Source organism: Bradyrhizobium sp. USDA 3364 (assembly GCF_054056355.1).
Genome location: NZ_JBSRYG010000002.1, coordinates 7,582,673 through 7,595,747, shown reverse-complemented (window position 1 = coordinate 7,595,747; position 13,075 = coordinate 7,582,673). Strand labels below are relative to the sequence as shown.

The following is a 13,075-nucleotide window of genomic DNA, read 5'->3' as shown; positions in this document are numbered from 1 at the left end:
ATGCTCAAAAAACAAGGTCAGGGCGCGATGACAACCTGATGTCATCGCGCCTCAGCGCCCGATCGCCCGCTGCAACGCCGGCATCAGCTTCGGGTCCCGGCATTGCGCGACGTTGAAGCGCATGAAGGCGGCGACTGTCTGCGAGGCGCTGAACACATTCCCCGGCGCCAGCACGACATTGTCCGCGAGCGCCAGGCGCGCCACGTCGGCGGAGTCGCACCCGTCGGGCAGTTGGCACCACAGATAGAAGCCGCCGCGCGGCATCAGCCAGGGCTCGATGCCGATACGCTGCAGCCTGTCGCCGACATCGCGGCGGGCGCGGGCGAGGCGTCGGCGCAGCTCCTCGACATGCTTGCGATAGAAACCGCTCGACAGCACGCTCGCGATGATTTCGGTCGCGACCGCGCTGGGGCCGCCGAAACCGGTCGCGACCTGGAGATCGACGAGATCCTCGATCCAGTCGGCGCGCGCGGCGATGAAGCCGCAGCGCACCGAGGCCGACAGCGTCTTGGAGAAGCTGCCGATCCGGATCACGCGGTTGAGCCCGTCGAGCGCGGCAAGCCGCGCCGACGCCTCCGGCTCGAAGTCGGCGAAGATGTCGTCCTCGACGATGGTGAGGTCATGCGCTGCGGCGGCGTTCAGCACGCGATGCGCGGTCTGCGGCGACAGCGTCGCGCCGGTCGGATTATGCAGCGCCGAATTGGTGACGTAGAGCCGCGGCCGCTCGGCGGCCAGCACCGCCTCGAAGCTTGCGACGTCGGGCCCCGACGCCGTGTACGGTACGCTCACAATGCGAACCTGATGCGCGCGCAGCAGTGCCCGGAAATTGAAGTAGCAGGGATCATCGACCAGCACGGTGTCGCCGGGCCGCAGCAGGAAGCGGCAGATCAGGTCGATCGCCTGGGTGCCGGACGCGGTCAGCAGCAGCTGCTCGGGTGGCACCTCGAGGCCCTCGTCGGCGAACCGCGCCATCAGGATCCGGCGCAGCGCGAGCGAGCCGCGCGTCGCGCCATAGTCCGAGAGCACGGCATCATCGGCGCGCGCCAGGCCACGCAACGCGCGCCGCAGCGCCTCGGTCGGCATCCACTCGGCCGGCAGCCAGCCGCAGCCCGGCTTCAGCGCGCCGGCCTCGGCATCGAGTGATTGCCGCGACACCCAGAACGGATCGACGGCGCGATCGCGCTGCGGCTGGTCTTTTGCCAGCGCGAGCGGCGGCAGCGCGGTCGAAGAGACATAGAAGCCGGAGCCGGGGCGGGGGCGGATCAGGCCCTCGGCCACCAGCCGGTCATAGGCTTCGACGACGGTGGAGGGCGAGACGCCCATGGTGGCGGCAAGGCCGCGGATCGAGGGCAGGCGGTCGTCGGCCACCAGCGCACGGCTCGCAACCTTGGCGCGGATCGCGTTCATCACGTCCGCGGTCCGCTTGGCTTTCGGCGGATCGGATTGCTGTTGCAAGTGTATGCCTACCTTTGCCCATACAGTTTGGCAGTATTGTACTGATCTGTAGCTGCCTTGGCGAGCCTCCGATCGCTATGCTCCGCGTTCGGAAGGCAAGGTACGGTGCAATGGACAAGGCTTCGATCGACGGCTGGGGCAGCGGCCTGCTCGGCGTGATTATCTTCAGCGGCTCGCTGCCGGCGACACGGGTGGCCGTGGCCGGGTTCTCGCCGCTGTTCCTGACCTCGGCGCGGGCGGCGATCGCGGCGCTGCTTGGTGCTGCACTGCTTGCGGTGCTGCGGCAGCCCTGGCCGCAGCGCAGGGACCTGGTGTCACTGACCATCGTGGCGCTCGGCGTCGTGATCGGCTTTCCGCTGCTGACCGCGCTGGCGCTCCAGCACATCACCTCGGCGCATTCGATCGTGTTCATCGGGCTGTTGCCGCTGTCGACCGCTATATTCGGCGTGCTGCGCGGCGGCGAGCGGCCGAAGCCGCTGTTCTGGCTGTTCTCCTGCATCGGCAGCGCGACGGTCGGGGCATTCGCCTTGTCGGGCGACGGATCGGCGTCGCTGACCGGCGACCTCCTGATGGTCGCCGCCATCATCGTCTGCGGCCTCGGCTATGCCGAGGGTGCAGCGCTGTCGCGCCGGCTCGGCGGCTGGCAGGTGATCTCCTGGGCTCTGGTGCTCTCGGCGCCGGTGGTGCTGCTGATGACGATCATGACGCTGCCGCCGAGCTGGCAGGGCATCGGCGCGCCGGCCTGGCTCGGGCTCGCCTATGTCTCTGTCTTCAGCATGCTGGTCGGCCTTCGTGTTCTGGTATCGCGGCCTTGCGATCGGCGGCATCGCGAGCGTCGGCCAGTTGCAGCTGCTGCAACCGTTCTTCGGCCTGGCGCTGGCCGGGCTGTTGCTGCATGAGCCGGTCGCCTGGTCGATGATCGCGGCGACCATGCTCGTCGTCGCCTGCGTCGTGTTCGCACGCCGCTTCGCTTGACCGCGGCTAGCCCAGCTTGAACAGCGCCTGCAGGAAATCGCTGACCGCCTTGCGGGCTTCGATCGCGGTGGTCGGGTTGCCGCCGACATGCGGACCGAACTCGACGCAGGCATCCTTGTAGCTGAACGGCGCCTGCGTCGACGCGTTCATCAGCACGCCGCCTTCGCCTTCCTTGATGGTGCAGTGGCGTACGGTCTGCGATCCCGTCGCCTCCACCACGGTGTTGTTGCCGATCAGGCCGGCGTCGAAGCCATGCGCGGAGTCGGGATATTCGGTCAGCACCACGTCGCGCTTGGCCTCTTGCAGGCGCGCGACATAGGCCTTGCAACTCGCCACCGGGTTATAATCATCAGGCGTGCCGTGGAAGATCCGGATCGGCTGTGCCGCGACCTGGGTATCGGTGAGGTAGCTGGTCGAGCAATCCGGGTAGAACGGGATGTAGGCCGCGAACTGTACGCCGGACTTGTTCCACAGCTTGTTGAAGCGATCGAGGCTCGCATAGAGCGTGGCCTGGCCGCCGCGCGAGAATCCCATCAGCACGATGCGCTCGGGATCGACCCTTGGATGTTTGGCGAGGATCTCCAGCGAATGGTAGATGTCGACGATGAAATTGAGCCGGCCGAGCAGGGCCTGGTTCGGCCCGGTCGCGGTCAGGCCGCGGCCGGAGAAGCCGTCGATCACGAAGGTCGAGATGCCCATGCCGTTGAAGTGGCGCACCCAGCCGTCCATGCCGGCGCCGACGCCGCTCGAGCCGTGCATCAGCACCACGACCGGCAGCCGGCCGGTGCCTTGCGCGATCCGGAATTCGCCGCCGACCGTCACCGCCTTGCCGTTGGGATCGCCGGTCAGGAACTGGTGGTCGGAGATCGTCAGCGAGGGGATGCCGTAGATTTCGGTGCGCGCCGCGATCTCCTTCGGGATCTGCTGCGCGCTGGTCTCGATACAGGCGAACAGGAGGGCGCTGAGAAGCACCGCGCCAATGGCGGCCAGGCGACCGTAGCTGAGCATGATTTCCCCCTGTGACCTCGCCGAAGTGTAAAGCGCGCGCTAACCATGCCAAGTGGTAATTCATGGCGCCGGCCGCGCGGCCCCGCATTGTTGCGGATCGGGTTTCAGTGATCCTTAAGCCGAACCGCCCACCTTGCGCGCTGACGCGACATCAGAGGGGCAGATGACCTTCAGGTTCATTGCGCCTGACGCGATCAGGTCGGCAAGCCAGCGTGCACTGTTGGTGCAGTGGGATCAACTGGCCGCCGGCCGGCCATTTCCCGCCTTCGCCGAACTGAAGCCGGATCCGGCGATCCATGATCCCCGGCAACTCGTTGCATGGGCGGTCGAAGGCGAAGGCCGCCTGCGCAAGTTTCGCGCGATGTATCAGGGCGAGAATGTCGCCGAGGCGTTCAATTCGGCCTGGGCCGGGAAGACCATGGAGCAGGTGGTCCCGATGTCGCTCCGGCGTATCACGCTGACGCCGGCGAAGGATTGCGCCGCAAGCGGCTGCGCGGTCTACATGGTGTTCTCCACCATCGACGCCAACGATCAGCAGGTCGATTGCGAGCGGCTGCTGCTGCCGTTCGGCAACGGCGCGAAGGTCCAGCATCTGCTCGCCTCCCTGCAATTGACGGCGGTCGCAAGCCGGCCTCGCATCGTCAAGCATTTCGACATGCAGGCGGACCTGCGGCTGCGGGGAAGGATCCGTTCCGGCTTCTCCGCGGTCGTGACAGAAGCTGCCGCCGGCGACCAGCGCAGGGCTTCCCGGCGCAATGTCGCGCGGGCGGCGCGGATCAGCTTCGCCCGGCGCAGCATGACCTGCATCGTCCGCAACCTCTCCGCGACGGGCGCTGCGGTCGAGGCAAGCAATCCGGCTGAGATCCCCGACAGTTTCCGTCTCGTGCTGGAGATGGAAGCGACCGAACGGCGCTGCCGCGTGGTCTGGCGCAGGAAAGGCCGGATCGGGGTCGCGTTCAGCTGAGCTCGCCGATCCGCCCGAGATGGGTGTAGCCGAACCCCTTCGCGTATTTCAGCCCGTAGCCGAGCGCGCGGTCGATCCCGATATGGGCAAGCCAGATCATCGCGATCGAGAGCACCAGCGGTCCTTCGCCGGCAAAACCCAGCGTCATCAGCGCGACCGGCGCCAGATAGGTGTGGGCGGCGTTGTAGGTGATGGCGCCGGCCCGCGGGCTGATCAGGTAGGCGGCAAAGCTCAAGTCCGGCACCAGGAACAGCAGGGCATAGACCAGCCAGGAGCCCTCCCACTTGTAATAGAGCACGGTCATCCCGAGGAACAGCACCAGCCCCTCCAGCCGGAGCAGGGTGCGCACCCCGCCGGTCGCGGCGCCGGTCTCGGCCGTGTTGGTGTCGGTCATCGTTGTCTCCCCCCAGATGTTGGAAAATCCTACCGTTTTTGCGCCCGAACCCGCCTACAAGCGGCTTTCCGGTTCCGAAATGGCCGTGCTAAAGCCATTCCGAACGAAGCGGATACCGGTTCGCGCCGGGACGCGGACTGTAGCTAACATGGGCGGAAACAAATGAAAGATATCCTCGACACCCTCGAAGAGCGGCGCGCCGGCGCCAAGCTGGGCGGCGGCGAAAAGCGCATCGAGGCGCAGCACGCGCGCGGCAAGCTGACCGCCCGCGAGCGGATCGAGCTTTTGCTGGACAAGGGCTCGTTCGAGGAATTCGACATGTTCGTCGAGCATCGCTCGATCGAATTCGGCATGGAGAAGAGCAAGATCCCCGGCGACGGCGTCGTCACCGGCTGGGGCACGGTCAACGGCCGCAAAACGTTCGTCTTTGCCAAGGACTTCACCGTGTTCGGCGGCTCGCTGTCGGAAACCCATGCGCTGAAAATCACAAAACTTCAGGACATGGCGATGAAGGCGAGGGCGCCGATCATCGGCCTCTATGACGCCGGCGGCGCGCGCATCCAGGAGGGCGTGGCGGCGCTCGCGGGCTATTCCTATGTGTTCCGCCGCAACGTCATTGCGTCCGGCGTGATCCCGCAGATCTCCGTCATCATGGGCCCCTGCGCCGGCGGCGACGTCTATTCGCCCGCGATGACCGATTTCATCTTCATGGTGAAGAACACGAGCTACATGTTCGTCACCGGTCCCGACGTGGTCAAGACCGTCACCAACGAGGTGGTGACCGCCGAGGAACTCGGCGGCGCCTCGGTGCACGCGACGCGCTCGTCGATCGCCGACGGCGCGTTCGAGAACGACGTCGATGCGCTGCTGCAGATGCGCCGCCTGATCGACTTCCTGCCGTCGAACAACACCGACGGCGTGCCGGAATGGCCGAGCTTCGACGACATCGGGCGGGTCGACATGTCGTTGGATACGCTGATCCCCGACAACCCGAACAAGCCCTACGACATGAAGGAGCTGATCCTGAAGGTCGTCGACGAGGGCGATTTCTTCGAGATCTCGGAGACCTTCGCCAGGAACATCGTCACCGGCTTCGGCCGCATTGCCGGCCGCACCGTGGGCTTCGTCGCCAACCAGCCGATGGTGCTGGCGGGCGTGCTCGACTCGGATGCCTCGCGCAAGGCCGCGCGTTTCGTGCGGTTTTGTGATGCCTTCAACATCCCGATCGTGACCTTCGTCGACGTGCCGGGCTTCCTGCCGGGCACGAGCCAGGAATATGGCGGCCTGATCAAGCACGGCGCAAAGCTGCTGTTCGCCTATTCGCAGTGCACGGTGCCGCTCGTCACCATCATCACCCGCAAGGCCTATGGCGGCGCCTTCGACGTCATGGCCTCGAAGGAAATCGGCGCCGACATGAACTACGCCTGGCCGACCGCCCAGATCGCCGTGATGGGCGCCAAGGGCGCGGTGGAGATCATCTTCCGCAGTGACATCGGTGATCCCGACAAGATCGCGGCGCGAACCAAGGAATACGAAGACCGCTTCCTGTCCCCCTTCATCGCCGCCGAGCGCGGCTACATCGACGACGTCATCATGCCGCATTCGACCAGGCGGCGGATCGCGCGGGCACTCGCGATGCTGAAGGACAAGAAGGTCGAGATCCCCGCGAAGAAGCACGACAATCTGCCGTTGTGATGGGAGCGTAGGGTGGGTTAGCGCAAGCGTAGCCCACCATCTTCGTTCGGCATGATCGGCGGCGGGTTACGGCTTCCACTTTCGCTCGCCGAGCTACGGCGGACGCAGTCGTCCAACCCGCCCTACAGGTTTCAGTCTCATGACCGAAGACGAGCCGATCGACGAGATCTCCGAGATCGAGGCGCAGATCGAGGAGCTTGCCGAGAGCGCCGAGCGATCGCGGCGGATCATTCTCGGCTCGAAGGTCGCAATCGCAGGTGGCTTCGCGTTGCTGATCATCGCGCTGCTCGGCCTGTTCGGATCGGGGCAGGTCGCGGCACTCGGATCGATTGCGCTGGTGCTCGGCGGCATCGTGTCGCTTGGATCGAATGTCAGCACGCTGCGGCAGACCGAGGCCGCCATCAGCACCGCCGAGGCGCGCCGCGCGCGGCTGATCGGCAACATCGACCTGCGCCTGGTGCACGATGCGCCACTGAAGCTGATGTGAAGGTTCAGCCGTGCGCTGATTGGGGGGCGGGCGGCCTCTCGGCTCAAGCACGGCCGCCTCTGGAATACTGGATCGCCTGCTTTCGCCGGTGATGGCACCGCGCTGTTTGACAACTTGAATCGAGAACCATCCTCCTCGTCGTCCTGGCGAAAGCCAGGACCCATCACCCCAATTGCCGATTGTTGCACGACGCTGGAGCGACGATCCTGCCTTCGCAGGGACGACGAGCGGAGAAATCGGCGCGCGCGCTTACTTCGACGCCAGCGGCACGTAGTCGTATTCCCCGACGCCTTGCAGGATCAGGAAGGTGAGCGACGTCGTGCCGGCGTTGGTGACGAGGTGAGGGCGGGTCGGCCTCACGGCATAGACCTCGCCGACCTTCAGGTTCACTTCCTCTTTCGGCTCCTGCAGGAACAAGCGCATCTGGCCTTCCAGCACATAGAACGTGTCGGAGATGTTGCTGTGGGTGTGCCATGGCACCTTCTGGGTCGGCGACAGCTGCAACTCCATGATGCGGAAGCCGGGGCGGGCGGCGTGCTGGGCGCGGCGCTCGACTTCGTAGAGGTGGCTGGCGTCCTTGAGCGGTTGTCCTGACTTCATGGCGGCCTCCGGCGATGTCGTTGTTGTGGCGCGATGCTAGTCCTGTCCGGGCATTCGTGAAACGGCCGGAATGGGCATGGCGGGTAGGACGCGATAGCGTGCGTAGGGCGGGTAACGCCAGCGCTAACCCGCCCGACAAGAAGACCTGGAGGAACCAATGCCGGCAGCCTATTTCATCGTTCGCGCCACCGTCGCCGATGCCACGAAGCGCGCCGCCTTCGACGCGTGGTATTCGCGCGAGCATCTGCCCGACGCAATGAAATCGTTCGGCGCGGAGCGGGTATGGCGATGCTGGAGCCTGAGCGATCCGTCGCTGCATCAGGCGACCTATCGGTTTGCCGACCAGGCGGCGCTCGAGCGCGCGGTGAACAGCGATGACATGAAGCGGCTGGCCGCCGATTTCAACCGCGACTGGCCGGAGGTGACGGCAGGATGATTGTGTGACGTCACAACGCGGCGAACATCGTCGCAACGCATCCAGTTCCATGAATGCGCGGTTCAGCGGCCATTCAGGTCGCGGCGAAAAAGATCGCGCATGCAGTTGATCCAATTCAGCAACAAAGGGAAACCATCATGGAACGCCGGGATATTCTGAAGATGGCCTTCGGTGTCGCCGTTGCAGCCGCGACGTTTACGGCGACGGCCCAAGCGGCGCCGCTGGCACCGCTCCCTCTCAACCAGGATGCACGTCCGGCCGCTGGCGGCGATGCGCATCCGGCCGTCTCCACGGGTGACGAGGTCGGTCGCCTGAAGCCCGAGCAGGTGCGCTGGCATCATGGCCATCGCGGTTGGCATCATCGGCATTGGCACCACGGGCATTGGCACCACAGGCACTGGGGCTGGCGCCACCATCACTGGCACCATCATCACTGGCGCCGCTGGTGATTGAACCGTCTGCCGTTCGAGTAAGACCTACTGTCGAGTGCGATCTGTTCAACGGAAAGGACTGTTCATGAAAATCATTGCTGCTTCCGTGCTCGCGTTCGGTCTCGCTCTGACGGCGATGTCGCCATCGCACGCGATGCCGGTGGCGCCGCTCGACCAGGCCGAGGCTGCGTCCGACACCATTCGCGTTGCCGGCGGCTGCGGGGCGCGTTGGCATCGCGGTCCCTATGGCGGCTGTCGCCCGATGTATAATTGCCCACCCGGCTGGCATTCGGGCCCGTTCGGCCGCCGCTGTTTCCGCAACTGGTAGGCGTTTGATCGCGGGCAGGATTGGCGGCGCGTGCCGCGCTCATCACAAAAGAAAAACCCCGCGCGAGGCGGGGTTTTGTTTGCGCAGGTCTGCCGCGATCAGATCGGGCGGCAACGGCCGTAGCGCCAGACGAAACCGTAGGGGCAGGCGCGGACACGCGGCGCCACCACGACGGGGCCGGGCGCGACGACGACGGCGCCCGGAGCGACGACGACGCCGCGATTGCGGACGCAGCCGCCGTAGGGACCGCGGTGCCAGCCGGGTCCACAGCCGCCGGCCGCTTCAGCGGCGCTGATGCCGGCGAATGCGGTCGTCACCAAAACTGCTGCTGCAAAAAGATACTTCATGTCTTCTCCTTTTTATGTGGGCCGCGCTGCGGCACCGCAACAAACTTTTCGCCTACCGATTCGCCCGGCCGGATCATTGCAGAAGCCGTGCCCGATGTCGCCGACCATAATGTTGTGGGCTGAATGCGACATGAATGTTGCAGGTCAAAACTGCGTCAGGGCGCCGCAACCACGCCAGCATCAATGCGAAACAATTTGCAGGCGCGGGCGCAATGGCGCGCAGAACGGCGAGGCCGCGAATGTATCGGAGAGCGAGACAAACGCGACGTTACTCGCCCGCGCCGAACAGCGCCGCGAAGCGCTTCTCGCCGTTCCGCGAAAAATTGACCACGCGGCTGCCCGGCGCCGTGTCGCGCGCGGCCCACTTCAGTTCCGTGAATCGGTCCATCATCGCAGCGCCCAGCGTGCCGGCGAGATGGTGCCGCCGCTCGCTCCAGTCGAGGCAGGCCTTGCACACCGGACGGCGCGGGTGCGTCAGCGCGTCGGCGTCGATCTGCAGCTCCTCGGCCATGAAGCGCCTCCCTTCGCCGGTGAGCTCGATCGCCTGCTTGCTCTGGCGGACCAGCTTCTGCCGCTTCATGCTGTCGAGCATCTGCACGCCGAGATCGCCGGCGAGATGGTCGTAGCAGATGCGGGCGCGGCGCAACGCCGGATCCTTCGGCCCGGTGCGCACGCGCATGTGGCCGGCGCGGGCGGCGATGCCCTGCAGGCCTTCGAGCACGTCGGCGACATCGGGATCGCTGAGGCGATAATAGCGGTGGCGCCCTTGCTTCTCGGGCTCGATCAGCCCGCCGGCCTCGAGCTTGGCGAGATGCGAGCTCGCCGTCTGCGGGGTGATGCCGGCCTCCTGCGCCAGTTCGCTCGCGGTCAGCGCGCGGCCGGTCATCAGCGCGGTCAACATGTTGCAGCGTGCGGGGTCGCCGACCAGAGCGGCGATCCGGGAAATGTCGGGTCCTGCTTTCATAGTTCGATGATAGCCGAAGCATCGCGGCCGGGCAAGGCGGTAGTCTTCACCGTGCCGTCATTGCGATCGCCCGCACTGACGGAACCACCGGGAGACCATCAATGACCATCACCGTCTTCATCCGCTACCAGCTCGATCCGTTCAAGCGGGCGATGTTCGAGGAGTATGCGCGGAACTGGCTCACGATCATCCCGCGCTGCGGCGGCGATCTCGTCGGCTACTGGATGCCGCACGAGGGCACCAACAACGTCGCCTCGGCGCTGATCTCGTTCGAAAACCTCGCCGCCTACGAGGCCTATCGTGCGCGGCTGCGCCAGGAAAGGGAGGGCGTGGCGAACTTCAACTTCGCGGAAGAAAACCGCTTCATCCTCGCCGAGGAGCGAACATTTCTGCGCAAGGTCGAGCTATAGTGGTGCGGCAACAACAAATGCGGAGGCGCCCATGATCGCCGTGATCTTCGAAGTCTGGCCGAAGCCGGAACAGCGGAATCGCTATTTCGACCTCGCTGCCGAATTGAAGCCGATCCTGCAGGAGATCGACGGCTTCATCTCGGTCGAGCGATTCGAGAGCATCACCGAGCCCGGCAAGTTCGTGTCGCTGTCATTCTTCCGCGACGAGGCTGCGGTGGAAGCCTGGCGCAACACCATCGAGCACCGCCGCACCCAGGCAAAGGGCCGCGCGCGGATCTTTGACAATTATCGTCTGCGCGTCGCGAGCGTGATGCGCGACTACGGCTTGAACGAACGCGACGAGGCGCCGACGGACAGCCGCGCGGCACATGGAGCGCACTAGCAGCGCGAACGCCGCATGCCTATCTGTGCGCGGCCAACGACTCCAGGGAGCGACCAATGCCACTGACAACTGCTGACAAACGCGCCGCCTTCAAGAAGCTGCACGAGAGCGGCTGCTTCATCATCCCGAATCCGTTCGATGCCGGCAGCGCCCGCGCATTGCAACATCTCGGCTTCAAGGCGCTGGCGTCGACCAGCGCGGGCTTTGCCTGGACCATCGCCAAGGCCGACAACCGCGTCACCATCGACGACGTCTGCAATCACCTGACCGCGGTGTGCGCGGCCGTCGATATTCCCGTCAATGCCGACTTCGAGGGCGGCTTCGCCGTCGAGCCCGAGAAGGTTGCGGTCAACGTCGCGCGCGGCGTCAAGACCGGCGTCGCCGGGCTCTCGATCGAGGACTCCACGGGCGACGCCGCCAACGTGTTGTACGAGCACAAGCTCGCGGTCGAGCGCATCAGGGCGGCGCGCAAGGCGATCGATACCGACAACAGCGGCGTGCTGCTCACCGGCCGCTGCGAGGCGTTCCTGTGGGGCAAGAAGGATCTCAATCTGGTGATCGAGCGGCTGCAGGCCTATTCGGAGGCCGGCGCGGACGTCTTGTATGCGCCGGGCATCTCGACCAAGGAGGAGATTACCGCGGTCGTGAAGGCGGTGGCGCCGAAGCCGGTCAACCTGCTGATCGGCGGCGCGTCCGACCTTTCGCTGCAAGCGGTTGCCGATCTCGGCGTGCGCCGGATCAGCGTCGGCGGGGCGCTGGCGCGGATGGCGTGGACCGGCGTGATGAAGGCCGCCAAGGAGATGGCCGAGAAGGGTACCTTCACCGAATTCGCCAACGGCTATCCCGGCGGCGAGCTCAACAAGATGTTCAAGTAGCCTCGCGCAAAAAAGCGGCGGGCCGTTTGGGCCCGCCGCTCGCGCCTGGTCATTGTCGTCAGTCGTTATTTCGAAGTCCCGGCCGGCGGAGCAGCCGGCTTGCTCATGTCAGACTTGTTCATGTCAGACTTGTTCATGTCAGACTTGTTCATGTCGGACGGCGGGCTGGCCGGTGCAGCGGGGCTTGCCGGCGCAGCGCCCGTGGTCGTGCCGGGCTGCGTGTTCGGCTTCGGCGTCACGTCGCGCATGCCGGGAGGCGGCGCGGCCGGATTGGCCGGCTGTTGCTGCGCGGTCTGCGTCGACGGCGTCGTGCCTGCCTCGTGCACCGACGTATTGTTCAACCCGTAGAACAGCGCGCCGAGCACCACGGCCACCGCAACTGCGAACATTGCGATCTTGGTGCTGCTGGCCGGTCCCTCCCGGAGTTCCGGATCCGGCTGCAACTCGTTGTCCAGGCTGTTGAAGCGCGCCTGACGGCGGATTTCGTCATCGGTCAGGTTGGCGCGATACGGATCGTCAGGGTTGTAAGCCATTGCAAAGTTCCTCCGTTAGCACCTCTAAGCTAGACGCAGAGGACAATGGCTGGCGCGTGAGGATGTTCCGCGCCAATGTTGCAACCTGTTCATGCAGGAACCGTCGATTCCTTGGGTTCCAAATTCGTTCCATGAGGCCTTTTCAATGTGGACCATGCCGCCCACCGATTCGGTGCTGCACGTGCTCTCGTTCATTGCGGTTGCGGCGCAGTCGATGACGGCGGCGCTCGCGGCCGGCAGGCGCAGCATGGATTGGGCGGGCGTCTGCATGCTGGGCGCGATCACTGCGCTCGGCGGCGGCACCATTCGCGACGTACTGCTCGGGCATTATCCGCTGGTCTGGGTCGCGCACCCGATCTACCTGGCGGTGGCGGCGGCCGGCGCCTTCGCCACCATCCTGCTGGCGCGGCTGGTGCACCGGCTCAATCTCGCGTTCCTGGTGCTCGATGCGATCGGGCTCGTGGTGTTCACCATGGCCGGCTGCGACGTGGCCTGGCAGGTCGACGCCTCGCTGCCGATCGTGATCGTTTCCGGCATGATCACCGGCTGTGCCGGCGGCGTGCTGCGCGACATCCTCTGCAACGAGGTGCCGCTGCTGTTTCGCAGCGAGCTCTACGCCAGCGTCTCCGTGGTGACGGGGCTGTTCTATGCGACCGCGTTCGGACTGAACCTCAACCCGCCGGCCTGGACCGTGCTGACCTTCGCGCTCGGCCTGAGCTTCCGGCTGCTCGCGATCCGCTACAAATGGGAGATGCCGAAATTCGTCTTCAGCGACGAGGAGCGGTGAGCCG

At 65.6% G+C, this 13,075-nt stretch carries 17 protein-coding genes and 1 pseudogene; 11 read left to right on the top strand and 7 right to left on the bottom strand.

Annotation, left to right across the window (positions count from 1 at the left end; translation table 11 throughout):
- Positions 1–51: 51 nt before the first annotated feature.
- Positions 52–1,407: an aminotransferase-like domain-containing protein gene (locus tag ACVILL_RS35790; RefSeq protein ID WP_456734440.1), complete on the bottom strand. Its 1,356-nt coding sequence runs from the start codon at positions 1,405–1,407 to the stop codon at positions 52–54.
- A gap of 158 nt (positions 1,408–1,565) precedes the next feature.
- Between ACVILL_RS35790 and ACVILL_RS35785 the strand changes: the two are divergent.
- A pseudogene (locus ACVILL_RS35785) lies at positions 1,566–2,430 on the top strand (DMT family transporter).
- A 6-nt stretch (positions 2,431–2,436) separates the two neighbouring features.
- On the opposite strand, the gene ACVILL_RS35780 reads toward ACVILL_RS35785, so the two are convergent.
- A complete protein-coding gene (locus ACVILL_RS35780) occupies positions 2,437–3,438 on the bottom strand; it encodes a dienelactone hydrolase family protein (RefSeq protein ID WP_456733348.1) in 1,002 nt (333 codons plus the stop codon).
- 163 nt (positions 3,439–3,601) lie between these two features.
- Between ACVILL_RS35780 and ACVILL_RS35775 the strand changes: the two genes are divergently transcribed.
- Positions 3,602–4,402: a PilZ domain-containing protein gene (locus tag ACVILL_RS35775; RefSeq protein WP_456733347.1), complete on the top strand. Its 801-nt coding sequence runs from the start codon at positions 3,602–3,604 to the stop codon at positions 4,400–4,402.
- On the opposite strand, the gene ACVILL_RS35770 is transcribed toward ACVILL_RS35775, so the two are convergent.
- Entirely contained in the window at positions 4,395–4,796 is a 402-nt protein-coding gene (locus tag ACVILL_RS35770; RefSeq protein ID WP_456733346.1) for a DUF4260 domain-containing protein, read from the bottom strand. The two genes, ACVILL_RS35775 and ACVILL_RS35770, sit on opposite strands and share 8 nt — an antisense overlap.
- Before the next feature lie 162 nt (positions 4,797–4,958).
- Here ACVILL_RS35770 and ACVILL_RS35765 point away from each other — a divergent pair, with 162 nt between their 5' ends.
- Positions 4,959–6,491, top strand: coding sequence for an acyl-CoA carboxylase subunit beta (locus tag ACVILL_RS35765; RefSeq protein WP_456733345.1), 1,533 nt, complete (start codon positions 4,959–4,961; stop codon positions 6,489–6,491).
- Positions 6,492–6,630: 139 nt separating this feature from the next.
- Positions 6,631–6,978, top strand: a complete 348-nt coding sequence (locus ACVILL_RS35760; RefSeq protein ID WP_456733344.1) for a hypothetical protein — start codon at positions 6,631–6,633, stop codon at positions 6,976–6,978.
- 249 nt (positions 6,979–7,227) lie between these two features.
- Here the strand turns inward: ACVILL_RS35760 and ACVILL_RS35755 are convergent, their stop codons facing one another.
- The gene (locus ACVILL_RS35755) at positions 7,228–7,578 is read right to left on the bottom strand and encodes a cupin domain-containing protein (RefSeq protein WP_456733343.1); all 351 of its coding nucleotides are present in this window, start codon (positions 7,576–7,578) and stop codon (positions 7,228–7,230) included.
- Positions 7,579–7,735: 157 nt separating this feature from the next.
- Between ACVILL_RS35755 and ACVILL_RS35750 the strand changes: the two genes are divergently transcribed.
- The 3 genes from ACVILL_RS35750 to ACVILL_RS35740 all read left to right on the top strand — a co-directional run bounded on the left by ACVILL_RS35750 (position 7,736) and on the right by ACVILL_RS35740 (position 8,773).
- On the top strand, positions 7,736–8,014 hold the full coding sequence (locus ACVILL_RS35750) for a hypothetical protein (protein ID WP_456733342.1): 279 nt from the start codon (positions 7,736–7,738) through the stop codon (positions 8,012–8,014).
- A 53-nt stretch (positions 8,015–8,067) separates the two neighbouring features.
- Complete coding sequence (locus ACVILL_RS35745; RefSeq protein ID WP_456733341.1) at positions 8,068–8,463, top strand: twin-arginine translocation (Tat); 396 nt, start codon at positions 8,068–8,070, stop codon at positions 8,461–8,463.
- Between the two features lie 67 nt (positions 8,464–8,530).
- Positions 8,531–8,773 (top strand): GCG_CRPN prefix-to-repeats domain-containing protein, encoded by a 243-nt coding sequence (locus ACVILL_RS35740; RefSeq protein ID WP_456733340.1) that lies wholly within the window; start codon positions 8,531–8,533, stop codon positions 8,771–8,773.
- A gap of 98 nt (positions 8,774–8,871) precedes the next feature.
- On the opposite strand, the gene ACVILL_RS35735 is transcribed toward ACVILL_RS35740, so the two are convergent.
- Positions 8,872–9,120 carry a GCG_CRPN prefix-to-repeats domain-containing protein gene (locus ACVILL_RS35735; protein ID WP_456733339.1) on the bottom strand — a complete coding sequence of 83 codons (249 nt, stop codon included), beginning with the start codon at positions 9,118–9,120 and terminating at the stop codon, positions 8,872–8,874.
- Between the two features lie 268 nt (positions 9,121–9,388).
- Complete coding sequence (locus ACVILL_RS35730; RefSeq protein WP_456733338.1) at positions 9,389–10,084, bottom strand: ArsR/SmtB family transcription factor; 696 nt, start codon at positions 10,082–10,084, stop codon at positions 9,389–9,391.
- Between the two features lie 101 nt (positions 10,085–10,185).
- Between ACVILL_RS35730 and ACVILL_RS35725 the strand changes: the two genes are divergently transcribed.
- From ACVILL_RS35725 to ACVILL_RS35715, 3 genes are read left to right on the top strand one after another with little or no spacing between them, the layout of a single operon-like run.
- Positions 10,186–10,494 (top strand): NIPSNAP family protein, encoded by a 309-nt coding sequence (locus ACVILL_RS35725; RefSeq protein ID WP_456733337.1) that lies wholly within the window; start codon positions 10,186–10,188, stop codon positions 10,492–10,494.
- Between the two features lie 31 nt (positions 10,495–10,525).
- Positions 10,526–10,876 (top strand): antibiotic biosynthesis monooxygenase family protein, encoded by a 351-nt coding sequence (locus tag ACVILL_RS35720; RefSeq protein WP_456733336.1) that lies wholly within the window; start codon positions 10,526–10,528, stop codon positions 10,874–10,876.
- A 56-nt stretch (positions 10,877–10,932) separates the two neighbouring features.
- The gene (locus ACVILL_RS35715) at positions 10,933–11,751 is read left to right on the top strand and encodes an isocitrate lyase/PEP mutase family protein (RefSeq protein WP_456733335.1); all 819 of its coding nucleotides are present in this window, start codon (positions 10,933–10,935) and stop codon (positions 11,749–11,751) included.
- Positions 11,752–11,816: 65 nt separating this feature from the next.
- On the opposite strand, the gene ACVILL_RS35710 is transcribed toward ACVILL_RS35715, so the two are convergent.
- A complete protein-coding gene (locus tag ACVILL_RS35710; RefSeq protein WP_456733334.1) occupies positions 11,817–12,284 on the bottom strand; it encodes a hypothetical protein in 468 nt (155 codons plus the stop codon).
- A gap of 145 nt (positions 12,285–12,429) precedes the next feature.
- Here ACVILL_RS35710 and ACVILL_RS35705 point away from each other — a divergent pair, with 145 nt between their 5' ends.
- Positions 12,430–13,071 (top strand): trimeric intracellular cation channel family protein, encoded by a 642-nt coding sequence (locus ACVILL_RS35705; protein WP_456733333.1) that lies wholly within the window; start codon positions 12,430–12,432, stop codon positions 13,069–13,071.
- Positions 13,072–13,075: the final 4 nt, after the last annotated feature.

Excerpts from the sequence above, each read along its gene's own strand:
- ACVILL_RS35790 (WP_456734440.1), bottom strand. The coding sequence starts at position 1,407 with ATGAACGCGATCCGCGCCAAGGTTGCGAGCCGTGCGCTGGTGGCCGAC.
- ACVILL_RS35780 (WP_456733348.1), bottom strand. The coding sequence starts at position 3,438 with ATGCTCAGCTACGGTCGCCTGGCCGCCATTGGCGCGGTGCTTCTCAGC.
- ACVILL_RS35775 (WP_456733347.1), top strand. The coding sequence starts at position 3,602 with ATGACCTTCAGGTTCATTGCGCCTGACGCGATCAGGTCGGCAAGCCAG.
- ACVILL_RS35770 (WP_456733346.1), bottom strand. The coding sequence starts at position 4,796 with ATGACCGACACCAACACGGCCGAGACCGGCGCCGCGACCGGCGGGGTG.
- ACVILL_RS35765 (WP_456733345.1), top strand. The coding sequence starts at position 4,959 with ATGAAAGATATCCTCGACACCCTCGAAGAGCGGCGCGCCGGCGCCAAG.
- ACVILL_RS35760 (WP_456733344.1), top strand. The coding sequence starts at position 6,631 with ATGACCGAAGACGAGCCGATCGACGAGATCTCCGAGATCGAGGCGCAG.
- ACVILL_RS35755 (WP_456733343.1), bottom strand. The coding sequence starts at position 7,578 with ATGAAGTCAGGACAACCGCTCAAGGACGCCAGCCACCTCTACGAAGTC.
- ACVILL_RS35750 (WP_456733342.1), top strand. The coding sequence starts at position 7,736 with ATGCCGGCAGCCTATTTCATCGTTCGCGCCACCGTCGCCGATGCCACG.
- ACVILL_RS35745 (WP_456733341.1), top strand. The coding sequence starts at position 8,068 with ATGCGCGGTTCAGCGGCCATTCAGGTCGCGGCGAAAAAGATCGCGCAT.
- ACVILL_RS35740 (WP_456733340.1), top strand. The coding sequence starts at position 8,531 with ATGAAAATCATTGCTGCTTCCGTGCTCGCGTTCGGTCTCGCTCTGACG.
- ACVILL_RS35735 (WP_456733339.1), bottom strand. The coding sequence starts at position 9,120 with ATGAAGTATCTTTTTGCAGCAGCAGTTTTGGTGACGACCGCATTCGCC.
- ACVILL_RS35730 (WP_456733338.1), bottom strand. The coding sequence starts at position 10,084 with ATGAAAGCAGGACCCGACATTTCCCGGATCGCCGCTCTGGTCGGCGAC.
- ACVILL_RS35725 (WP_456733337.1), top strand. The coding sequence starts at position 10,186 with ATGACCATCACCGTCTTCATCCGCTACCAGCTCGATCCGTTCAAGCGG.
- ACVILL_RS35720 (WP_456733336.1), top strand. The coding sequence starts at position 10,526 with ATGATCGCCGTGATCTTCGAAGTCTGGCCGAAGCCGGAACAGCGGAAT.
- ACVILL_RS35715 (WP_456733335.1), top strand. The coding sequence starts at position 10,933 with ATGCCACTGACAACTGCTGACAAACGCGCCGCCTTCAAGAAGCTGCAC.
- ACVILL_RS35710 (WP_456733334.1), bottom strand. The coding sequence starts at position 12,284 with ATGGCTTACAACCCTGACGATCCGTATCGCGCCAACCTGACCGATGAC.
- ACVILL_RS35705 (WP_456733333.1), top strand. The coding sequence starts at position 12,430 with ATGTGGACCATGCCGCCCACCGATTCGGTGCTGCACGTGCTCTCGTTC.